The sequence below is a fragment of the Niveibacterium umoris genome (genome assembly GCF_014197015.1).
In the GTDB taxonomy this organism is placed as follows: Bacteria; Pseudomonadota; Gammaproteobacteria; order Burkholderiales; family Rhodocyclaceae; genus Niveibacterium; species Niveibacterium umoris.
Map to the genome: position 1 here is coordinate 73196 of NZ_JACIET010000002.1, position 20000 is coordinate 93195.

Sequence of the window (20000 nt, forward strand, 5' to 3'; positions counted from 1 at the left end):
CGCAGCCCAAAACCGGGGAAGATCATCGAGTACACAGCCGACTGAAGAGGGGAGAGATCATGAAACAGGTCTTCGTGAACGGGCACGGCTATCTGCAAGTCAACGACAAGATTAGCCTCAAGTGTGATGCGAAGTTCTACGTTCCGAGCAATGGCTTATACACCGGCACCTCAACGGCCGCTTTGCTAGATAGCGGGACGTATTACGACGAGTTAATTGAAGAAAAACACAAGGGCGATATCGTCAACGAGCACTTCCTCGTGACGAACATGGATACCCTGACAGATCTAGACCGATCTCACAAATACGTAGAAAGAGATGGAAGAACTTCGTGGCAGCAGAGGCCTCTCATCGCGCTCCTCGAGATTGCGCCAAACGAATATGTCGTGAGAACAAGAGATCTTCACCAGGCCATTCGCCTTTCAACCATCATTGATGCACTCATTAGAGAGTTCTCAGGCGAGTCAGATTCGGACTTTGCTATCCATTGGACAGCCTGCAGAAGTCATATTGGCGGGGCGCACAATAATCTGATCGCTGACATGAACTCCACCGAAAAGGACCGGGTTAAAGCCATTCTTCGCTAGAAACGCATTCGACTCTTGGATGTCAGCGGCCGAATGACCGCAGCCGGCCAAAGAGCAGTCCTTTGAGGTCGAGTGCCGATTGGTCCGTTCAGCTTGGATGCGGCCCCAGGGCCTGACGACAGGCGCGCTTTATGTCTGGCGAAAGCTGTCCGTCAGCAGCGGCCAGAAATAGCAGCTGCGAAGCAAACATTCTGGCGGCCGTCCTGCTGTTTTCTGGGAGCGAACGCCGCGGTGGAGTCTTGCGACGATTTCGTTGCCAGTCTCTTATTAGCGCGCTCACCGCAACATGCAAATCGGAACGGTTGCGCCGCCAGAATCCGATCACGCCTTGCGGTTTGCAAGTTCGCTCTTGTTCCATCTATTCGGAAACGTTGGTCTCGGGCCGCGCCTGACTGCAGTGCGTACATCGTCTACATGCCGAGTGGCCCTATTCAACAGGATCAGGCGGAACTCATTTTCCGGTGGCGCCATACATCTGGCGAGACGCCGCACGCTCTCCTGAAGGCGCGCCCAAAGGCGCTGCAGTCGGAATAGCCAAGATATGTGGCGATCTGCCCGGCCGTGAGGTCCGTATCACACAGAAGCTGGGATGCCACGTCCATCCGCGCTGTAGTCAGCTCCTTTCGAAACGTGGTGGCGTAACGCTGGAAGATTCGGTTCAAGGTCCGTTCATGGACGCCGAGCGCGCTGGCCAGCGAAGCTTGGCATGGCGTGTGGTTGGTGAGAATCATCGTCCTGAGCTGTCGATGAGCGAAGTGCCGCTCGTCGATGGGGGCAGGGGTCACGTGTTCTACGGGTTCCGGTGCATTCACCCGTACGTTCCCCTGACTCGCCAGCGCGTTCGGACAATCCAGCCAGGCTGTCGAGAAAACGACGGCGGAAACTTCAGACTGATAACGGATGCTGGTGGCCCCGAAATGCTGGCTGAACAGGTGAGGCTGATCCGGGCGGCGGCATGACAGACGGATGTCGAGCGGCCTCCATCGCGGGCCACAGATCTCTCTGAGTAGCCTGTAAGCCATCAGGATCGCCCCAGCGTTCAACTGCTCGCAGCCCGGGCAATTGGGCATGTAGATGCCGTAGGAAAGGTACGCGAGTTCGCCTTCGATCGTGAGCGCTACAACGGCGCCGGTGTCATGAGCGTGCATCGATTCGACCAGACGTTTCAGTGCCGATCGTACGTCCGGCGCAGTACACATCAAGCGGCCCACGGGGCCGAGATCACGCGTTCCGCCCTGGCTGGCAATGAGTAGCGGGAGATCCGGGCGCCCTGAGATGTGCGCGCCCTGGCTCAACAGCCAACCGACGGTGTCGTAGTCCAGGTAGCGGTCCTGATCACGTAGATCAGTCTCTGTCAGCGATCGCGCGGCGAGCAGAGGCTCGGGGTCGATGCCAAGTCCCCGCAAGGCGCCTGGCAGGTAAGCAATGATGCTGACGCGCAACTGCCCTTCGCGGGGCGCGAGCCGCATTGCGGGGCTGACACGTGCGTCCATGCCTGTTCCCTAAGCTGGCGCCATGAGGCGCCTGTTTGGGCCGGATCGATCATTGCATTCAGGGAGCGTGCTCCATGCGCACGATGTGCCTTGTGGTCGCAGCGCAACGCGCGGCGTCGACCGACGAATGCGCCGGGTTATATGCCCTGAACGACAAGACAAGGTGCCGCGCGAGCCACAGGGTGCTTCCGACAATGCCTGCTCGTGCTTGCGGGACTTCGCTGTCGTCGTCGCCCGCTCACTTTGCGTTGTCTGCGAACGGAGCATTGGACGCAGATCAATTGCGGCCCATCGGTGTCGCAAAATGTCCAACAAGTCCTCTATATCAGTGAAATGATTGGAACGCTTCATCGCGGTATCCGGAGGTTGCTCCCCACATGGCATTCCGTGGCATTCCGACCAGCGTCCGTTACAGAGAGCTGGTCAAAGGGTGCCGAGAGATCGAGGACCGAACTATGCGAATTGGACTTGGCCTTTGCGCCGTGATGCTGCTCGTCAGCCTGTCGGCATCCGCGCAAACCTATGTGTATCCGGCAAAAGGGCAGTCGGCTGAGCAGCAGAAGAAGGACGAAGCGGAGTGCTACACCTGGGCCGTGGGGCAGACTGGATATGACCCGGCCAAACCGCCGCCTGCACCGACCACCGCCGCAGCACCGCCGCCAGCGCCTAAACCAAGTGGCGCGCGGGTAAGGGGGGCGGCAGCCGGGGCAACGGTGGCGGCCATTACGGATCACGACACGGGTGACGCGGCAGTGGCTGGTGCGGTAGCAGGCGGGGCCGCGCAACGTGGCGCCAAGCGCCAAGCCAGCCAGCAGCAGGCCGCGGCGCAGCAGCAGGCGGCTCAGCAACAAGCAACGCAGCAGCAGAACCAGACTGCCGCCTTCAACAAGGCCCGTTCGGCATGTCTGGAAGGGCGCGGTTACACGATCAAGTAGGACTCTTTGCGCCATACGCAATGGATTTCATCGGACGCCGCGGCGCGCTCAAGCTCGGCGCAAAGATGAAGTCTGCCGGATGACCGGCCCCAAGAGTCTGGTTTGTCGCGCGGAACTCGCGCAGGGGCCGATAGGCCTCAACGCTCTTTAAGGGAGTGACTGACATGTCTGCCCGTTCTGCCTTTACCGCCTTGTCTCTGTGCTGTGCGGCCTTTTCGACATGTACGTTGGCAAGCAACGCCGACGCGTGGTCAGTAACGGGCGGAATCTACGCCTATCTCCCGACGATATCGGGCACGTCGGCCTTTTCGGTGCCGCCGAATACGGGTGGCGGTGAGGCGAGCGTCGACATCGATCAACTGCTCGACAATCTGAACGGCGTCTTCATGGGTTCGTTAGACGTTCGCAAGGGCGAATGGGGCGGGTTCACAGATCTGCTCTACATGGATGTCGGTGGCACGAAGTCGCAGACCCGCGCCTTGACGATCGGGCCTGCTGGCTTGCCCGCCGACGCCACTGCCAACGCGGATTACAGCCTCAAGGGGACGGTGTGGACCTTGGCCGCCTATTTCCATACTGAAGCGAGGCCGGAACTGAACGTCGACCTGGTGATGGGCGCGCGGATGCTGGATCTCGATCAATCCTTGGGCTGGGCGCTTGCGGGCAACGTGGCATCCGTTCCAGTGCTGGATCGCGCTGGCAATCGAGCGGCCGGTATCAAGAGCTGGGACGCGATTCTCGGCGCCAAAGGCCGATATGCGTTCGGAGAAGGCCGCAGGTGGTTCATCCCCTTCTATGTCGATGTCGGAGGCGGCGACGCTGACCTGACTTGGCAAGCCATGACGGGGCTCGGTTACTCCTTTGCTTGGGGCGACGTGGTGGCCTCCTGGCGCTATCTCGACTACCAATTTACCGAAGGGAAAGCGCTTCGCAGCCTGACATTCGGTGGCCCTGCTTTTGCGGCGGTGTTCCATTGGTAAAGGTGTTCAACTTGGCCGAACGCAAGATTTGGCTGTTGATCGCCAGGCCTGCCGTTCGGACCGCTCTAACAATGAATGGAGGGGTCGCGCAATGACACGCAGGACTAAGGTTTACCGAACCCTGGCGCCCGCGGTGGCGTCGCTGTGTGCGACGGGCGCCGTTGCGCAGACGGCAATCGATCGGTCGGTATTGCCGATCGCCGAACCGAAGCGCCCAAAGTACACGGAAGTCGACGCGCGCAACGTCAAGTCGCCGGCCCTGTTTGAGGTGAAGGCGCCGCAGGCGGCACCAAACGTGGTGATCATCCTCCTAGATGACATCGGGTTTGGCGGACCCAGTACCTTCGGCGGACCGATCAACATGCCGGCGCTCGATCGCCTTGCCGAAAGCGGTCTGCGCTACAACAACTTCCACACTACGGCGCTGTCGTCACCCACCCGCGCCGCACTCAAGACTGGCCGTAACCACCACTCGGTGAACATGGGGTTCATCACCGAGATGGCGACTTCGTTGCCGGGTGCGACCGGCCAGGTGCCAAGCAACGCGGCGCCGCTCGCAGAAGTCTTGCGACTCAACGGCTACAGCACGGCGGCATTTGGTAAGTGGCACGAAACCGCAGCGTGGGAAACCAGTATCGCCGGGCCGTTTGATCGTTGGCCCACGCGCCAGGGCTTTGACAAGTTCTACGGCTTCCTGGGGGGCGAGACCAACCAGTGGGCGCCGTATCTGTATGACGGCACCGCACAGGTGGAATTGCCCAATGATCCCAACTACCACTTCATGTCCGACATGACGGACAAGGCGGTGGCATGGATCAAGCATCAGAAAGCGCTCGCGCCGGATCGGCCGTCCTTCGTTTACTTCGCGCCAGGGGCGACCCACGCGCCGCACCATGTTCCGAAGGAGTGGATCGAACGTTGGAAGGGTAAGTTCGACCAGGGGTGGGACAAGATCCGGGAAGAAACGCTGGCGAAGCAGATCCAGATGGGCGTCGTGCCACCGGGAACCCGGCTTGCGCCGAAACCGTCGGCGCTCAAAGATTGGGACACGCTATCGGCCGATGAAAAGCGCTTGTTCGCGCACCAGGCCGAAGTCTTTGCCGCCTACGCCGAATACGCGGACCATGAGATCGGCCGCATGCTCAAGGCCTTCGAGGATGTGGGGCAGGCCGACAACACGATGGTCGTCTACATCGCAGGTGACAACGGTACCAGTGGCGAAGGCGGCCAGAGCGGCATGTTCAACGAGTACACCTATTTCAACGGTGTGCAGGAAACCGTGCCGGACATGCTCAAGAAGATCGACCAATGGGGCGGGCCTGAGACCTACCCGCACATGTCGGCTGGTTGGGCGGTTGCATTCGATTCGCCGTTCGGGTGGATGAAACAGGTGCCGTCTGACTTTGGCGGAACACGCAACGGCATGGTTGTGAGCTGGCCCAAGCGCATCACAACGCGGAACGAAGTGCGTACGCAATTCAGCCATGTGATCGATGTTGTCCCAACCGTGTTGGAGGCGACGGGGCTGCCAGTGCCGAAGAGCGTAAATGGCGTGAAGCAGATTCCCATGGAGGGCACGAGCTTCGTCTATTCGTTCGACGCACCGAAGGCAAAGGAACGCCACACGACACAGTATTTCGAAGTGGCCGGCAACCGTGCGATCTACCACGATGGATGGTTCGCTCGCACGATTCACCGCGCCCCGTGGGAGGCGAAGCCGCGTCGTGCGCTGTCTGACAATTCCGCGTGGGAACTGTATGACGTTCACGCCGACTTCAGCCTTGCAGATGACCTCGCCGCAAAGAACCCGAAGAAGCTTGCCGAGATGCAGAAGCTGTACCTCAAGGAAGCCGCGAAGTACAGCGTGCTGCCCATGGACGATCGTGTCTTTGAACGCTTGAACGGTGAGACGGTTGGCCGACCGGACGTGATGCGTGGGCGTAAGTCGATCTCACTGGCACAGGGTATGACCGGGATGATGGAAGGCGTCTTCCTGAACGTGAAGAACCGCTCCAGCGTGATCACCGCCGAGGTTGAAGTCGACGCATCTGGCGGCAACGGGACGGTGTTTGCGCAAGGCGGGCGCTTCGGCGGTTGGTCCTTGTACGTCAAGGATGGCGTGCCTGCCTACGATTACAACTTCCTCGGCATGCAGCACACGTCGATCAAGGCACCGAAGAAGCTCGCGGCCGGAAAGTCGACGCTGCGCTTCCAGTTCGACTACGACGGCGGCGGCCAGGGCAAGGGTGGGCAGGGCGCCCTCTTCGTCAATGGCGAGAAGGTCGCAGAAGGGCGCATCCCCGCGACCGAGGCGGGCTTGTTCTCGGCCGACGAAACGGCGGATGTTGGCATCGACTTGGGAACCCCCGTGGTGGAGTCGATTGGTGCCGAGGCGAAGTCACGTTTCACCGGCCGCATTCCAAAGCTGACGATTGAAGTGAAGTAACACCCGCAGTGCTGCCGGGGATTCCCTGCAGGGGGATCTCCGGCCTTCAAGGTTCAGGGGGCAGATTTGACGAATGCGTCCGCTGTTGGCGGTAAGCCCGGAATCCACATACTCGCCAAACCGATCGGCGCAGTGTGCGACATCGCGTGCGATTACTGCTTTTACCTTGAGAAGCGAGCGCTTTTCCCGGGTAGCGAGCAGTTCAAGATGCCCGAGGCGGTACTTGCGAAATACATAGAGGAATACGTCGCCGCGCAATCCACCCCGGTGGTGGAGTTCGTCTGGCACGGCGGTGAACCGACGCTGCTGGGCATTGACTTCTTCCGCCGCGTCGTTGAGTTGCAGCAGCCTTTCCGTGCGCAGCGTGAGATCCGTAACGTGCTGCAAACCAACGGGCTGCATCTGAACGACGAATGGTGCAGGTTCTTCAAGCAGAACGAATTCTTTATCGGGATCAGCCTCGATGGCCCGCAGGCCATCCACGACCGTTACCGCAAGGATCGCCACGGTGCTGGCACTTTCGAGCGCGTCATGGCCGGTGTTCGTCTGCTGCAGCAACACGGGGTCGAGTTCAACGCACTCGCCTGTGTCGGCAGGGAGACGGCACAGCACCCGCTAGAGGTCTATCGATTCTTCAAGGCAGCGGGCATCAACTTCGTTCAATTCACGCCGATCGTGGAGCGGGAGCCCGATGCCGAAACCAAGGCAATCAAACTCTGGCTCGCCCGCCCGTCGGTCCTTGATCGCCAGGAGCCAAATGCGCGCGTTACACCGTGGACCGTCGAGCCTGAGGCCTACGGCGACTTCCTGATTGCGATCTACGAAGAATGGGTGCGCAACGACGTCGGTTCGGTCTTCGTCATGAATTTTGAATGGGCGCTGACTGCGTGGCTCGGCGAATCATCACCTGTTTGCATCTTCGCGAAGCAATGCGGGCGAGCAGTGGCGATGGAGCACGATGGCAGCGTGTTTGCGTGCGACCACTATGTCTATCCGGAATATCGGCTTGGCAATGTGATGCGTGATTCGCTTGAGGCGATGGTCGATCGTTCGGTGGCGTCCGGCTTTGGCCCGCACAAGGAAGCGACGTTGCCGCAGTACTGCCGTACTTGTGAGGTGAAGGAAGCCTGCTGGGGCGGCTGCCCGAAGCACCGCTTCGCGATGACGCCGGACGGCGAGCCCGGGCTCCATTACTTGTGTGCGGGCTACAAGAAGTTCTTCAAGCATATCCGCAAGTACCTGCGTGCCATGGCGACCTTGATCGAGAACGACCTTCCCGCCTCGGCGGTGATGGAGGCAACCAAAGGCCCCTTGATCATCACGAAAGCGCCACCGCGTGAAGGCAGTGCCGTCACGATGGGCATGAACGCCAAGGCGAGCCCGCCCTCCGGCGGGTCAGTCTGAGATCTTCGACCTGCGAGGCCGCGACATGAGGCGTTTCAGATCACTGTGCCGAGCGTTGATCCTGGTCGTGTTCGGGGCACTGGCCATTCAGTGCTGCCATGCGCAGTCTCTCGAACCGCGCAACTATGCAAATCTGCCGGTCGGCATGAACTTTCTGATTGTCGGCGCCAGCCACACTCGGGGAGGGATCGCCTTTGATGCGGCGCTTCCGGTCCGGAATCCGGAGTTGGATGTTTGGACGACCGTTGTAGCGTATGCGCACGCATTCGAGTTTCAGGGCCAGACGGGGCGCATTGATCTGGCGCTGCCCTATGCACGGATGTCGGGCAATGCGGAATATGCCGGCCAGCGAACCGACCGCGAACAACATGGTTTCACCGATTCGGTAGTCCGCCTGGCGTTGAACCTGAAGGGGGCACCGCCACTGATCTTGCCGGAGTTTGCGCGGTTTGAGCCCGACCTGATTGTCGGGACGAGCCTGCAGATCACGGCCCCGACGGGCAGCTACGACCCGGCATACGTGGTCAACCTTGGCAGCAACCGCTGGAGTTTCAAGCCCGAGCTTGGGCTCTCCAAGGCGTTGGGGCCGCTATCGCTTGAGCTGGCGGGCGCGGTCACCCTGTTTACGCGGAATACCAATTTCTATGGGGGCAGCACGCGTCGGCAAGATCCGCTCTATTCGGTACAGGTGCACGGCGTCTATAACTTTGCCACTGCGGTATGGGCATCCATCAGCGCGACGTACTACGGCGGCGGTCGGACCTACGTCAACGACGTGGCTGATGATGACCGCCAGGAAAACTGGCGCATCGGTGCCGCCTTTTCGGTGCCGATTGGTCGCCACTATTCATTGAAGTTGTCGGCGAGTGATGGGGTATATGCCCGAACGGGAAACAACATGAGTCTTCTGAGCCTGGCATTGCAGACCCGTTGGGGAGGAGGACTTTGACTGTCCGGATACGCACGCAGTGAGTGCCAGTCAAAAGGACATCGGATTAATGCATCAAGCCGCACAGGGCCAACCCATTACGGAGGCCGGGGCTGCGCGCTAAGCAGATCACCAATTTGAGCAGAACCGGCATCCATTGTTGCTTCCGTCTGCAGCATTCAGGTGCCCTCTACGTCGGCGCTGAGTTGGCAACGACGACACGTATTACGTACAAGTTCGAGGAGGAGATGCAAATGAAGACTAAACCCATGATGGCAGTGCTCGCTGGTGTGCTCGCTTGCGTATTGGCTGCAAGCCCGGCAGAAGCGAAGAAACCGCCAAAGATGAAGATGACGACCGAGGTTCCGGCCGGCGTCGCCATACCAGACAAGGTCGCGACCCGCTTGGGCACCTTGAAGTTCTTCGACGGCTTCCCTGACGACGCGACGGTTGAAAAGCTCTACGACAATCTCGACTTCCAACGCGCCGTGCAGGCGTATCTGCTGGGGCTCGCGCCGGTCAATCAACTGGCCAATCGCAAGGGGATCGCTGAACTCGGGCCGATCAACACGACCGTACCGATCTTCGAGGATCGCATGGACTCTAAGTCCCTGTTCCTCACGCCCAACAACAACACGCCATACACGTGGTTCTGGCTGGACCTGCGCGGCGGGCCGCTAGTCCTCGAAGTACCGCCGAATGTGCTCGGGCTGATGGATGACATGTGGTACAGCTTTGTCACCGATATCGGCCTGGTTGGACCTGACAAGGGCAAGGGTGGCAAGTATCTGATCCTGCCGCCTGGCTACACGGGCGAAGTCCCGGCGGGTTACTTCGTCGTGCGCCCTGCGACCTTCAGCGTCTGGGTGCCGTGGCGCTCCTTCCTCGTTGATGGTGATCCGAAGCCGGGCGTGGACGTCGTCGAGAAGCACACCAAGATCTATCTCCTGAAGGACGCTGCGAATCCACCGCCGGTCAAATTCGTGCACGTCTCCGGGAAGGATTTCAGCACCTTGGCGCCGGCGGACTATCCATTCTGGGATTACCTGAACCAGGTGGTGCAGGAAGAGCCGACCGAATCGATCGATCCGGTCACGCTTGGCCTGTACGCATCGATCGGCATCCAGAAGGGCAAGCCTTTTGCGCCCGATGCGCGCATGAAGAAGATCCTGACCGAGGCTGCATTGGTCGGCGATGCCACGGCGCGTGCCATCAATAGCCGCTTCCGGATCAAGGAGAGCTACTACTACCCCAACAGCGCGTGGCGCTCGGGTTTCTATGGCGGCTACAAGTTTGAGCAGGACGGCGCGCGGGTACTCGATGCCTACTCCGCGTTCTTCTTCTATGCCACCGGTGTGACGCCTGCGATGGATTCGAAGACCGTCGGTGAGGGCTCGCAGTACATGGCGGCTTTTGTGGACGCCAACGGTCGCCCGTTCGACGGAGGCAAGAATTACAAGCTGCATCTGCCGCCGAACATCCCTGTCAAGCAGTTCTGGTCGGTCATTCTTTATGACAACCAGACCCGCTCAATGCTCCAGACCGACCAAAAATGGCCTGCCGTCACCAGCCAGAACAAGACGGTGTTGATCAATCCGGACGGCTCGGTCGATGTCTACTTTGGACCGAAGGCCCCCGCTGGCAAGGAGAACAACTGGGTGCAAACCATTCCCGGCAAGGGATGGAATACCCTTCTGCGCCTCTACGGGCCGCTGCAACCTTGGTTCGACAAGACATGGCGGCCAAGCGAGATTGAGTTGATCAAGTAAGCCAGGACCCACGCAACGACCAGCCCAACTGATGGCGATAACGCGCCGTTAGTTGGGCTGGCTTCGTTTGGGCACCGATCGTTAGTCGTAGGCTCGTTTCAACGACCGCTTAGTGGCTTGGTGTTGTTGCAGAGTCACGTTCGCCCAATGACGGCAACCGCTGCGGAGCCGCGGTTGCCGTGAAAAGATTGAACGTCCGCTTTGGGTCGAGCCCTGCCCTCGACTGGCGATGTGCATCTGACCGCTTACAGCCTTATGCCGTCGGGTACGACGTTGCACCGACGGCTTTGCTGGCCTGTTACGCGACGCACGCGCCCTCAGGCCGCGTCAGATCCAGGTTTCCTTCTCCGGATCGCAGGCTCAGCCTAGTTTTCGACTTTATTTCCGCCTGCAGCCTTGAAAGGTTTTTGTCACCCAGCACCCGCCAACGTCTTGCGGCACATGACTTCGGCGGGTTTTTCCTGCGGAGAGCTAGTTTTCGACTTTATTGTTTAGTTTTCGACTTTAATTGCCGGGAACAAAATCAGAACACGTTCCCTTTGATTCACTCGACCGTAACGCTCTTCGCGAGGTTTCTTGGCTTGTCGACGTCAGTACCGCGGGCGCAGGCGGTGTGATACGCGAGCAGTTGCAGTGGCACGACGTGAAGGATCGGTGAGAGCGGCCCGTAGTGCTCCGGCATGCGGATCACGTGGATGCCGGATTCGCTCTCGATGTGGGTGTCCGCATCGGCGAATACGTAGAGCTCGCCGCCGCGGGCGCGCACTTCCTGCATGTTGCTCTTGAGCTTGTCGACCAGGGCATCGTTCGGCGCCACCGTAACAACCGGCATGGACGCATCAACCAATGCCAGCGGGCCATGCTTGAGTTCGCCCGCCGGGTAGGCCTCGGCGTGGATGTAGGAGATCTCCTTCAACTTCAGAGCCCCTTCGAGCGCGATCGGGTAGTGCAGGCCACGGCCGAGGAAAAGCGCGTTCTGTTTCTTTGCGAACTCTTCTGACCAGGCCATGATCTGGGGTTCGAGCGCGAGCACCGCTTGCAATGCAACCGGCAGATGACGCATGGCTTTGAGGTGCGTTGCCTCGGCCTCTGCAGAGAGTTTTCCGCGCACCTTGGCGAGTGCGAGCGTGAGCAGGAACAGGCCCGCGAGCTGGGTAGTGAAAGCCTTTGTGGATGCGACACCGATCTCGACACCGGCGCGGGTGATGTAGGCGAGCTTGCACTCGCGCACCATCGCAGAAGTCGATACGTTGCAGATCGTCAGCGTGTTTGCCATGCCGAGGCCGCGTGCGTGTTTCAGCGCGGCGATGGTGTCGGCAGTCTCGCCGGATTGCGAGATCGTGACGACCAGGCTGTTGGGGTTGGGCACGCTGTCGCGATAGCGGTATTCGCTTGCAATCTCCACGTTGGTCGGGATCTGCGCGATCGATTCGAGCCAGTACTTCGCAGTCGAGCCAGCGTAGTAGCTGGTGCCACAGGCGAGGATCAGCACAGAGTCAATCCCCTTGAAGATGGCTTCTGCCCCTTCGCCGAACAAGTCGGGCGTAATCGCTTCAATGCCCTGCAGGGTGTCCCCCACCGCGCGCGGCTGTTCGAAGATCTCCTTCTGCATGAAGTGGCGATACGGGCCCAATTCGGCGGCGCCGGTATGGGCGTGCACGGTGCGCACCGGGCGTTCGACCCGTACGAAACCCTCTTTCGCGCGTGCCTCGATCCAGTACTTGCCGAGTTGAAGATCGACGACGTCGCCCTCTTCCAGATAGATGATCTGGTCGGTCACGCCGGCCAACGCCATCGCATCGGAGGCGACGAAGTTCTCGCCCTTCCCCACGCCCAAGACCATTGGCGAGCCCTCACGCGCACCGACGACGCGGTGTGGCTCATCGCGGCAGAACACCGCAATCCCGTAGGCCCCCTTAAGGCGCGCGGTCGCACGCTTGACGGCATCGAACAGATCGCCGTCGTAGAGCGAGTCGACCAGATGCGCGATGACCTCGGTATCAGTCTGGCTATCGAAAACGTAGCCCTTGGCCTTGAGTTCGGCACGCAGTTCGTCGTGGTTCTCGATGATGCCGTTGTGGACCAGCGCGATCCGGTCGCGCGAAAAATGCGGATGCGCGTTATGCACCGCAGGCGCACCGTGGGTTGCCCAGCGGGTATGCGCAATACCGGTGAAGCCCTCGACCTTCTCGGCCGCCACCTGCGCATCCAGTTCAGCCACGCGCGAGGTGCTGCGGGCGCGCCGCAGGGCCCCATCCTGATGGACCGCGACGCCGCAAGAATCGTAGCCGCGGTACTCAAGCCGCTTGAGGCCTTCAACCAGGATCGGAACGATATTGCGTTGAGACACTGCACCGACGATGCCGCACATGGAGCACTCCGTGTTTGCTTGGTAGAGATGCCGGAACTATAGGCGGCGTTACGCGCAATGGGTTTGCAAATCTCACACCAAAGAGCAAGAATCTTTCACGCACCACGATACGTGCAATTTTATTTCACTCCGAGCTTCGCGATGAATGAATCAGACAAAGCAGGGCTTGCGCTGGATGCGACGGAGCTGCGAATCCTTGAACAGTTGCAGCGCGATGCCGCATTGACCAATCACGCCTTGGCGGAGCAGGTTCATGTCTCACCGGCGACATGCCTGCGGCGGGTGCGGCGCCTGGTCAAGCTTGGCGTCATCGAACGGCAGGTGGCGATCCTGTCGCCTGACCATCTCGGCGCCGGCCTTACTGCAATTGTCGAGGTAACGCTCGAAACCCAGTCGAACGAGCAACTCACTGCTTTTGAAGCGGCGGCCGACAGCGCGCGGGAGGTACAACAGTGCTACCGCGTTTCAAGCGGCCCGGACTTCGTGCTGATCCTTCAGGTCGCCGACATGGCCGCGTATCAGGCGGCCGCACACCGCCTGTTCGCGGGCAACGCGCATGTGCGGAATGTGCGCACTTTCTTCTCGCTCAAACGCAGCAAGTTCTCGCCGGCGATCCACCTGCCCCCCGCTGCATGAGCGGGTCTGCATCGCATACGCAGCGTGTAGCGGTAACGACCTCAGCGTGATGACGAAGCTTGGTCGCACGCATCCGGCGCCCTCACGTAATCGACATCGAATTCCTCGCTGTGGCAGCGGACGAACCCGTGCCTGAGGTAGAACGCATTCGCAGGGCTATCGCGCAAGGCGGTTACCCGCAGCGGCAAACCGGATCGCACACTTTCGCCGATCAGCGATTTCATCACCGCGCTGCCGATACCGCGACCTTGCACCGCGGGCACAAGGTACAAGTGCTGCAGCACCAGCGCGTGATCGGCACGACGCAGCATGAAGAAACCGACCCGCTCACCGTCACTGACGATATGACGAGTCAGCGCGGGAACCCAGCTCGCAGCCAGGCGATCGCGCGCGCGGACAGCATCGAAGCGACCGATGCGTTCAAGGCTTTCTCTCATGGCCGCGATGCGGATTGTGGCGAGCGCTTCGAAATCCGCGGCACAGGCGGGTTCATAGCGAAGCCCGCTGGATTCTCCGCTCACGGCGCGGACTCGCGCGCGCGGCGCGGCAGGCGGGCACGCTTTGCCTTGGCCTCGCCGATGTAGCGTGCAAGGATCTTCGTTGTCGTGCCGTCTTCGTACATGCCCTGAATGCTGCGACCGAGCAGTTGCGCATCTTGCGGATCAAGCGGCGGCGACAACAAGGTCCACCCCACCACTTGCGGCGGCGCGCCAGCGTATTCGAGCACCTCGATCCGAGCCATCGATTTCAGCGCATTCAGCTTGCGGTGATACGCCAAGGGCGACTGCAAGGCCGCATCAATGCGGCCTGCGGCGAGCTTCCTCAACAGATCATCGATCGAGCTCGACTCGTCGACCCGGGTCGGGCCGAGCTGGTTGAACAGTGCATCGATTTCGGCGCCATACTGAATGCCGCGCACACGCCCGAAAACGAGCCGCTTGTCGGCGATGACCGCGTCGACCGTGAGCGGCTGAGGCGCACGCTGCACGTTGACCAGCATGTCGTGCACCACGCTGTCGGTCGCGATGAAGCGATAGCCCGGCGCCGGGGCGCGTTCGGCCGAAAACGGCAGCAGCGCGATCTCTCCCTGTTTGCGCATCGCCTGCAAGCGCGCCGCAGGCACATCCGTCACGCTCAGCGAGCACTGACTGCGCCGCGCCAGCTCGGCAACCAGATCGTATGCGTAACCACTCAGGCGCCCGTCAGCCTCGCGCACCAACACTTCGCCGTACAAGGGGAAAGGCAGTTCGTAGGCCTGACGGCAGCCGCCATCAGCCCGCACCACGCCTTGTCCGAACAGCGCAACTGCAGCGCTGAACGCGAGCAAAGCCTGACGCATTCTGGCGATCACTTTGCCTTCTTGACTGGTCGTTGCCAGCCCGGCACGGTCAACTGCCTGGCACGCGAGAGCGTCAGCTGGCCGGCCGGCGCGTCCTTGGTCAGCGTCGTACCTGCACCGAGCGTCGCCCCCTTGCCGACGCGCACCGGAGCCACGAGTTGCGTATCGGAACCGATGAAGACTTCGTCTTCGATGACGGTGCGGAACTTGTTCGCGCCGTCGTAGTTGCAGGTGATCGTGCCCGCGCCCACGTTCACCTTGCTACCTATGTCCGCATCGCCGATGTAGGCGAGGTGATTCGCCTTCGAGTGCGCAGCAATGGTGCTGTTTTTCACTTCGGTGAAATTCCCGATGTGAACATCCTCAGAAAGTTTGGTGCCCGGGCGCAGGCGCGCGAAGGGGCCGATCAGGCTCTTGGCTCCCACTTCTGCACCTTCGAGGTGACTGAACGGGTGGATCACGGCACCGGCCGCGACAGTCACATTCTTCAGGACGCAGTTGGCGCCGATCTTGGCGCCATCCCCCAGCACCACCGCACCTTCGAACACACAGTTCACGTCGATCTCGACATCGCGACCCGTCTCCAACGTGCCACGGATATCGATGCGCGCCGGGTCGATCAGCGTCACGCCTGCCACGAGCAGGGCCTGCGCAAGGTTCTTCTGGTGCAGGCGCTCGAGTTCGGCGAGCTGGGCCTTGTCGTTGACGCCCAAGGTCTCCCACACCGCGACGGGCTGCGAGGTCTTCACCTCGATGCCGTCAGCGACCGCCATCGCGATGACGTCCGGCAGGTAATACTCGCCCTGCGCGTTGTCGTTGCGGATCTTGCCGAGCCAGCCGCGCAGGTGCTGTGCCTGACAACAGATGATGCCGGTATTCACTTCACGGATCGTGCGTTCGGCCTCGCTCGCATCCTTGTGCTCGACGATACGCGCCACGCGGTGCGACGCGTCGCGCACGATGCGGCCGTAACCGGTCGGATCTGCCATGTCGACGGTGAGCAACGCGAAGCCCGAAGTGCCTGCCGCTTCGATCAACCCGGCCAGCGTTTCACGACGTGTCAGCGGCACATCGCCATACAGGATCAGGACCGGGCCGGACTCGGGCAGATGCGGCAGCGCCTGCGCCACCGCGTGGCCGGTGCCGAGTTGTTCGGCCTGCAAGGCCCACGCCAGGTCGGGTGCGTCCAGCGCCGCCCGCACCTGCTCGCCACCGTGGCCGTACACCACGCACAGCTTTTCCGCGCCGAGTGCGCGCGCGGTGTCGAGCACATGCCCAAGCAAGGGGCGCCCGGCGAGCGGCTGCAACACTTTTGGCAACGCTGAACGCATACGCTTGCCTTGGCCGGCAGCGAGAACGACGACATGCATGGAAGGCCTTTCGGAATAAGGGATGGCGGGGAGTTTAGCACTGCCCCGAATGGGCTCCGGGGTCGATCACCATGCACTAACCATGTGCCCGTTTCATCTGGATCAAATACCGGGCGGTCGACACCGTCGCGTAAGCAAGCAGGCTCTAAGATGTCATTTTTGCAGCGCAGCAATTGCCGAGGTTGCCATGTCCGCCGCCGCCACCGAAAAGCTCGAAAACCACACCTTCGACGAGATCGAACCGGGCCAGTCCGCACGCCTCACGCGCACCCTGCGTCTGCAGGACATCCAGCTGTTTGCGGTGGCCTCCGGCGACCTCAACCCCACGCACCTCGACAGCGCCTACGCACGTAACCTCGGCTTCTCGGGGGTAGTGGCACACAGCATGTGGGGTGGCACGCTGGTGTCGTCGATCCTCGGCAGCAGCTTCCCCGGACCGGGCACGGTGTATCGCAGCCAGAATCTGCGCTTCCTCGCGCCCCTGAGCCTTGGCGACACCCTCACCGTGACGGTGACGTGCGTGGCGAAACAGGCGGCCTCTCGCTGCATCACGATGAACTGTGAAGGCGTGAATCAGGACGGCGTACGCATCTTCGAAGGCGAGGCGGAAGTGGTCGCGCCGGCAGACAAGGTTATCCAACCCATGCCGGATCTCCCCGAGGTCACCGTCAACGACAGTCAACGCCGCTACGGCAACCTGATCTCGCTTACACAAGGGCTGGCCCCCGTCCGCATCGGCGTCGCCTGGCCCTGCTCTGAAGATTCGCTGCTGGGGCCGATCCAGGCGCGCAATGAAGGCCTTGTTACCCCTATCCTGGTCGGCCCGCGCGCGCGTATAGAAAAACTCGCCGCGCAATATGGCGCCAGTCTCGAGGGTATCGAGTTGATCGATACCGAGTTCGAGCAGCAGTCCGCCGCGGTGGCCGCATCCTTGGCGCGCGACGGCAAGGTCGCGGCACTGATGAAAGGTAGCCTGCACACCGACACCTTCATGGGCGCCGTGGTGTCGCGCGACGCCGGCCTGCGCACCGGGCGGCGGATCAGCCATGTCTTCGTTGCCGACGTGCCGGCCTATCCGCGCCCGCTCCTGATCACGGATGCGGCCATCAACATCGAGCCGACACTCGAAGAGAAGGTCGACATCCTGCAGAACGCGATCGAACTGGCGCAGGCAATGGGCATCAGCACACCACGGGTGGCGATCCTCTCTGCGGTCGAGATGGTCACGACCAAGATCCGCTCCACCTTCGAGGCGGCCGCGCTGTGCAAGATGGCGGATCGCGGACAGATTCGCGGCGCGGTGCTGGACGGCCCGCTCGCCTTCGACAACGCAATCTCGATGCTGGCGGCAAAGGCCAAGGGGATCGAGTCCGAAGTCGCGGGACGCGCCGACATCCTGCTGGTACCGGACATGGAAGCCGGCAACATGCTCGCCAAGCAGTTGCACTACCTCGCCGGCGCGCTGCTGGGCGGCGTGGTGCTGGGCGCCCGCGTGCCGCTGGTGCTGACCAGCCGCGCCGATACCGCGCAGAGTCGTTCAATGTCCTGCGCGATCGCCCAACTGCTGGTGCACAAACGCCCGTCTGCAATGTAATGGGGCGCGCGGTAACCGGTTAACACCCATCTGTCACAAGCACGGCGAAGAATGGCCCGACGGCCGCAGAGCCGGCCGGAACTCAACAGAGGAGACAGACATGGGCAAGAAGATTCTGCTGCTGGCGGGCGACTTCGTCGAAGACTACGAGATCATGGTGCCCTTCCAGGCGCTGCAGGCAGTCGGGCACACGGTGCATGCCGTCTGCCCCGACAAGAAGGCAGGCGACGCCATCGCCACCGCGATCCACGATTTCGAAGGCCAGCAAACCTACTCCGAGAAGCGCGGTCACAACTTCACGCTCAATGCCAGCTTCGCCGAGGTGCGCGCCGAAGACTACGATGCGCTGGTGATCCCGGGCGGCCGCGCCCCCGAATACCTGCGACTCAACCCGGCGGTCATCGCGGCGGTGCGCCACTTTTTCGAGGCCAACAAGCCGGTCGCGGCGATTTGCCACGGCGCGCAGTTGTTGGCGGGCGCCAAGGTGCTGGAAGGCCGCACCTGCTCGGCCTACCCGGCCTGCCGCGCTGAAGTCGAGCTGGCGCACGGCAAGTACGCCGAGATCCCGATCGACGGCGCCGTCACCGACGGCAACCTGGTCACCGCCCCCGCCTGGCCCGCACATCCCGCCTGGATCGCGCAATTCCTCGCGGTACTCGGCACGCGGATCGACGCCTGAGCAGTCGTTCGCGCAACGGCTACGATGTCACATGCGGCGGGCCGTCCGGCCCGCCGCATCGCGTCCGGGGGGTCGCTCACATGTGTCAGGTCTTCATTGGCGCCGATCCGGCGCTCTATCAGTCGCGCGCGCGCTCGCTGCGCCTGCACGGCGTATCCACCTCGATCCGCCTCGAAAACCTGTTCTGGCGCGTGCTGGAGGAAATCGGCGCACGCGACGGCCTGACACTGCCGCAACTGTTGTCGAAGCTCTACGACGAACTGGTCGACATCGAAGGTGACGTCGCCAATTTCTCGTCCTTCCTGCGCGTCAGTTGCCTGCGCTACCTGTCGCTGCAACTGGTCGGCGCAATCCCGCCCAACACCGGCGTACCGATCTCAAGCCTAGACGCCCATCAGGTGCTGGCCGCCGAACGCGCGCTGCATCACGCCTCGACACACAGCCGGATCTGAAGGCGCCTGCAGCCGTATCCGGTGCGCGCATCGGCGCGCCACCACCGCTTGTCTCCCGAACTTCTGCGATGGAGTGTGCCGCGCCACACGCCGGCGCCCCCGGTGTCACGGGATTGCTGCACCGCAAACGTATAATCGGCGGCCCCACCCCTACTCGCACACACCATGGACCTCCTGCTGCTGCTCAAGGCGCTGATTCTCGGCGTCGTCGAAGGCCTCACCGAATTCCTGCCGGTTTCCTCCACCGGCCACCTGATCCTCGCCGGCCAGTTGCTCAACTTCAACGATGAGCGCGGCAAGCTGTTCGAAATCGTGATCCAGTCCGGCGCGATCTTCGCCGTGGTGCTCGAATACCGTCGCCGCCTCACCGATGCGGTCACGCATGCCTTCAGCAACCGGGAAGCGATGCACTTCCTCGTGAACCTGGCCATCGCCTTCGTCCCGCTCGCCTTGCTGGGCCTGGTATTTGGCAAGGCGATCAAGGCACACCTGTTCAATGCGCCAGTGGTCGCGTCGACCTTCATCCTCGGCGGCTTCATCATCCTGTGGGCCGAGTCGCGTCAGAAATTCACCCGCGTCGAAAGCGTCGAGCAGATGACCTATCTCGACGCGCTCAAGCTCGGCATCGCGCAGGCCTTCGCGCTGATCCCCGGCACCTCGCGCTCCGGCGCCACGATCATCGGCGGCATGCTGTTCGGCCTGTCGCGCAAGGCGGCCACCGAGTTCTCGTTCTTCCTCGCGATCCCGACCCTGTTCATCGCATCGCTCTACCAGCTGTACAAGGAACGCGCACTCCTCGCGATGGATGACACAGGCATGTGGGCCGTCGGCTTCATCGCCGCCTTCGTTTCGGCCTACCTGTGCGTGCGCTGGCTGCTGCGCTACATCATGACCCACGATTTCCGCCTCTTCGCCTACTACCGCATCGCCTTCGGCCTGGTGATCCTGCTCACCTGGCAAATGGGCTGGGTTGCGTGGGTGGATAACTGACCACAGAGTGTGTCGCCTACCTTTACA

The 20000-nt window shown here is 61.6% G+C and carries 17 protein-coding genes; 12 read left to right on the forward strand and 5 right to left on the reverse strand.

Annotated elements, in window-relative coordinates; translation table 11 throughout:
• The first annotated feature begins 59 nt into the window (after nucleotides 1-59).
• Nucleotides 60-587, forward strand: a complete 528-nt coding sequence (locus tag GGR36_RS12385; RefSeq protein WP_183635054.1) for a hypothetical protein — start codon at nucleotides 60-62, stop codon at nucleotides 585-587.
• Nucleotides 588-1027: 440 nt separating this feature from the next.
• Here the strand turns inward: GGR36_RS12385 and GGR36_RS12390 are convergent, their stop codons facing one another.
• Nucleotides 1028-2080 (reverse strand): AraC family transcriptional regulator, encoded by a 1053-nt coding sequence (locus GGR36_RS12390; protein ID WP_183635055.1) that lies wholly within the window; start codon nucleotides 2078-2080, stop codon nucleotides 1028-1030.
• A gap of 455 nt (nucleotides 2081-2535) precedes the next feature.
• On the opposite strand from GGR36_RS12390, the gene GGR36_RS12395 reads away from it, so the two are divergent.
• From GGR36_RS12395 to GGR36_RS12420, 6 genes are all read left to right on the forward strand, one after another.
• Nucleotides 2536-3015 carry a hypothetical protein gene (locus tag GGR36_RS12395; RefSeq protein WP_183635056.1) on the forward strand — a complete coding sequence of 160 codons (480 nt, stop codon included), beginning with the start codon at nucleotides 2536-2538 and terminating at the stop codon, nucleotides 3013-3015.
• 164 nt (nucleotides 3016-3179) lie between these two features.
• A complete protein-coding gene (locus tag GGR36_RS12400; RefSeq protein ID WP_183635057.1) occupies nucleotides 3180-3995 on the forward strand; it encodes a hypothetical protein in 816 nt (271 codons plus the stop codon).
• Nucleotides 3996-4086: 91 nt separating this feature from the next.
• Nucleotides 4087-6441 (forward strand): arylsulfatase, encoded by a 2355-nt coding sequence (locus tag GGR36_RS12405; RefSeq protein WP_183635058.1) that lies wholly within the window; start codon nucleotides 4087-4089, stop codon nucleotides 6439-6441.
• A gap of 132 nt (nucleotides 6442-6573) precedes the next feature.
• Nucleotides 6574-7845 carry an anaerobic sulfatase maturase gene (locus GGR36_RS12410; RefSeq protein ID WP_338086687.1) on the forward strand — a complete coding sequence of 424 codons (1272 nt, stop codon included), beginning with the start codon at nucleotides 6574-6576 and terminating at the stop codon, nucleotides 7843-7845.
• A 55-nt stretch (nucleotides 7846-7900) separates the two neighbouring features.
• Complete coding sequence (locus tag GGR36_RS12415; protein WP_183635060.1) at nucleotides 7901-8794, forward strand: transporter; 894 nt, start codon at nucleotides 7901-7903, stop codon at nucleotides 8792-8794.
• Between the two features lie 116 nt (nucleotides 8795-8910).
• Entirely contained in the window at nucleotides 8911-10542 is a 1632-nt protein-coding gene (locus tag GGR36_RS12420; protein ID WP_242533257.1) for a DUF1254 domain-containing protein, read from the forward strand.
• 544 nt (nucleotides 10543-11086) lie between these two features.
• Here the strand turns inward: GGR36_RS12420 and glmS are convergent.
• Nucleotides 11087-12913, reverse strand: a complete 1827-nt coding sequence (gene glmS / locus GGR36_RS12425) for a glutamine--fructose-6-phosphate transaminase (isomerizing) (protein ID WP_183635061.1) — start codon at nucleotides 12911-12913, stop codon at nucleotides 11087-11089.
• 141 nt (nucleotides 12914-13054) lie between these two features.
• Here glmS and GGR36_RS12430 point away from each other — a divergent pair, with 141 nt between their 5' ends.
• Nucleotides 13055-13549: an Lrp/AsnC family transcriptional regulator gene (locus GGR36_RS12430; RefSeq protein WP_183635062.1), complete on the forward strand. Its 495-nt coding sequence runs from the start codon at nucleotides 13055-13057 to the stop codon at nucleotides 13547-13549.
• 41 nt (nucleotides 13550-13590) lie between these two features.
• Here the strand turns inward: GGR36_RS12430 and GGR36_RS12435 are convergent, their stop codons facing one another.
• The 3 genes from GGR36_RS12435 to glmU form a co-directional block, all read right to left on the reverse strand.
• Nucleotides 13591-13986 carry a GNAT family N-acetyltransferase gene (locus GGR36_RS12435; protein ID WP_183635063.1) on the reverse strand — a complete coding sequence of 132 codons (396 nt, stop codon included), beginning with the start codon at nucleotides 13984-13986 and terminating at the stop codon, nucleotides 13591-13593.
• Nucleotides 13987-14066: 80 nt separating this feature from the next.
• The gene (locus GGR36_RS12440) at nucleotides 14067-14900 is read right to left on the reverse strand and encodes a transporter substrate-binding domain-containing protein (protein ID WP_183635064.1); all 834 of its coding nucleotides are present in this window, start codon (nucleotides 14898-14900) and stop codon (nucleotides 14067-14069) included.
• A complete protein-coding gene (glmU, locus tag GGR36_RS12445) occupies nucleotides 14897-16258 on the reverse strand; it encodes a bifunctional UDP-N-acetylglucosamine diphosphorylase/glucosamine-1-phosphate N-acetyltransferase GlmU (RefSeq protein ID WP_183635065.1) in 1362 nt (453 codons plus the stop codon). Before glmU ends, GGR36_RS12440 begins: the two co-directional genes overlap by 4 nt.
• 187 nt (nucleotides 16259-16445) lie before the next feature.
• Here glmU and GGR36_RS12450 point away from each other — a divergent pair, with 187 nt between their 5' ends.
• The 4 genes from GGR36_RS12450 (at nucleotide 16446) to GGR36_RS12465 (ending at nucleotide 19973) form a co-directional block, all read left to right on the forward strand.
• A complete protein-coding gene (locus GGR36_RS12450) occupies nucleotides 16446-17852 on the forward strand; it encodes a bifunctional enoyl-CoA hydratase/phosphate acetyltransferase (protein ID WP_183635066.1) in 1407 nt (468 codons plus the stop codon).
• Nucleotides 17853-17952: 100 nt separating this feature from the next.
• Nucleotides 17953-18531, forward strand: a complete 579-nt coding sequence (locus tag GGR36_RS12455; protein ID WP_183635067.1) for a DJ-1/PfpI family protein — start codon at nucleotides 17953-17955, stop codon at nucleotides 18529-18531.
• Between the two features lie 80 nt (nucleotides 18532-18611).
• Entirely contained in the window at nucleotides 18612-18983 is a 372-nt protein-coding gene (locus GGR36_RS12460; protein ID WP_183635068.1) for a ribbon-helix-helix domain-containing protein, read from the forward strand.
• Between the two features lie 165 nt (nucleotides 18984-19148).
• The gene (locus GGR36_RS12465; RefSeq protein WP_183635069.1) at nucleotides 19149-19973 is read left to right on the forward strand and encodes an undecaprenyl-diphosphate phosphatase; all 825 of its coding nucleotides are present in this window, start codon (nucleotides 19149-19151) and stop codon (nucleotides 19971-19973) included.
• The last annotated feature ends 27 nt before the right edge of the window (nucleotides 19974-20000 follow it).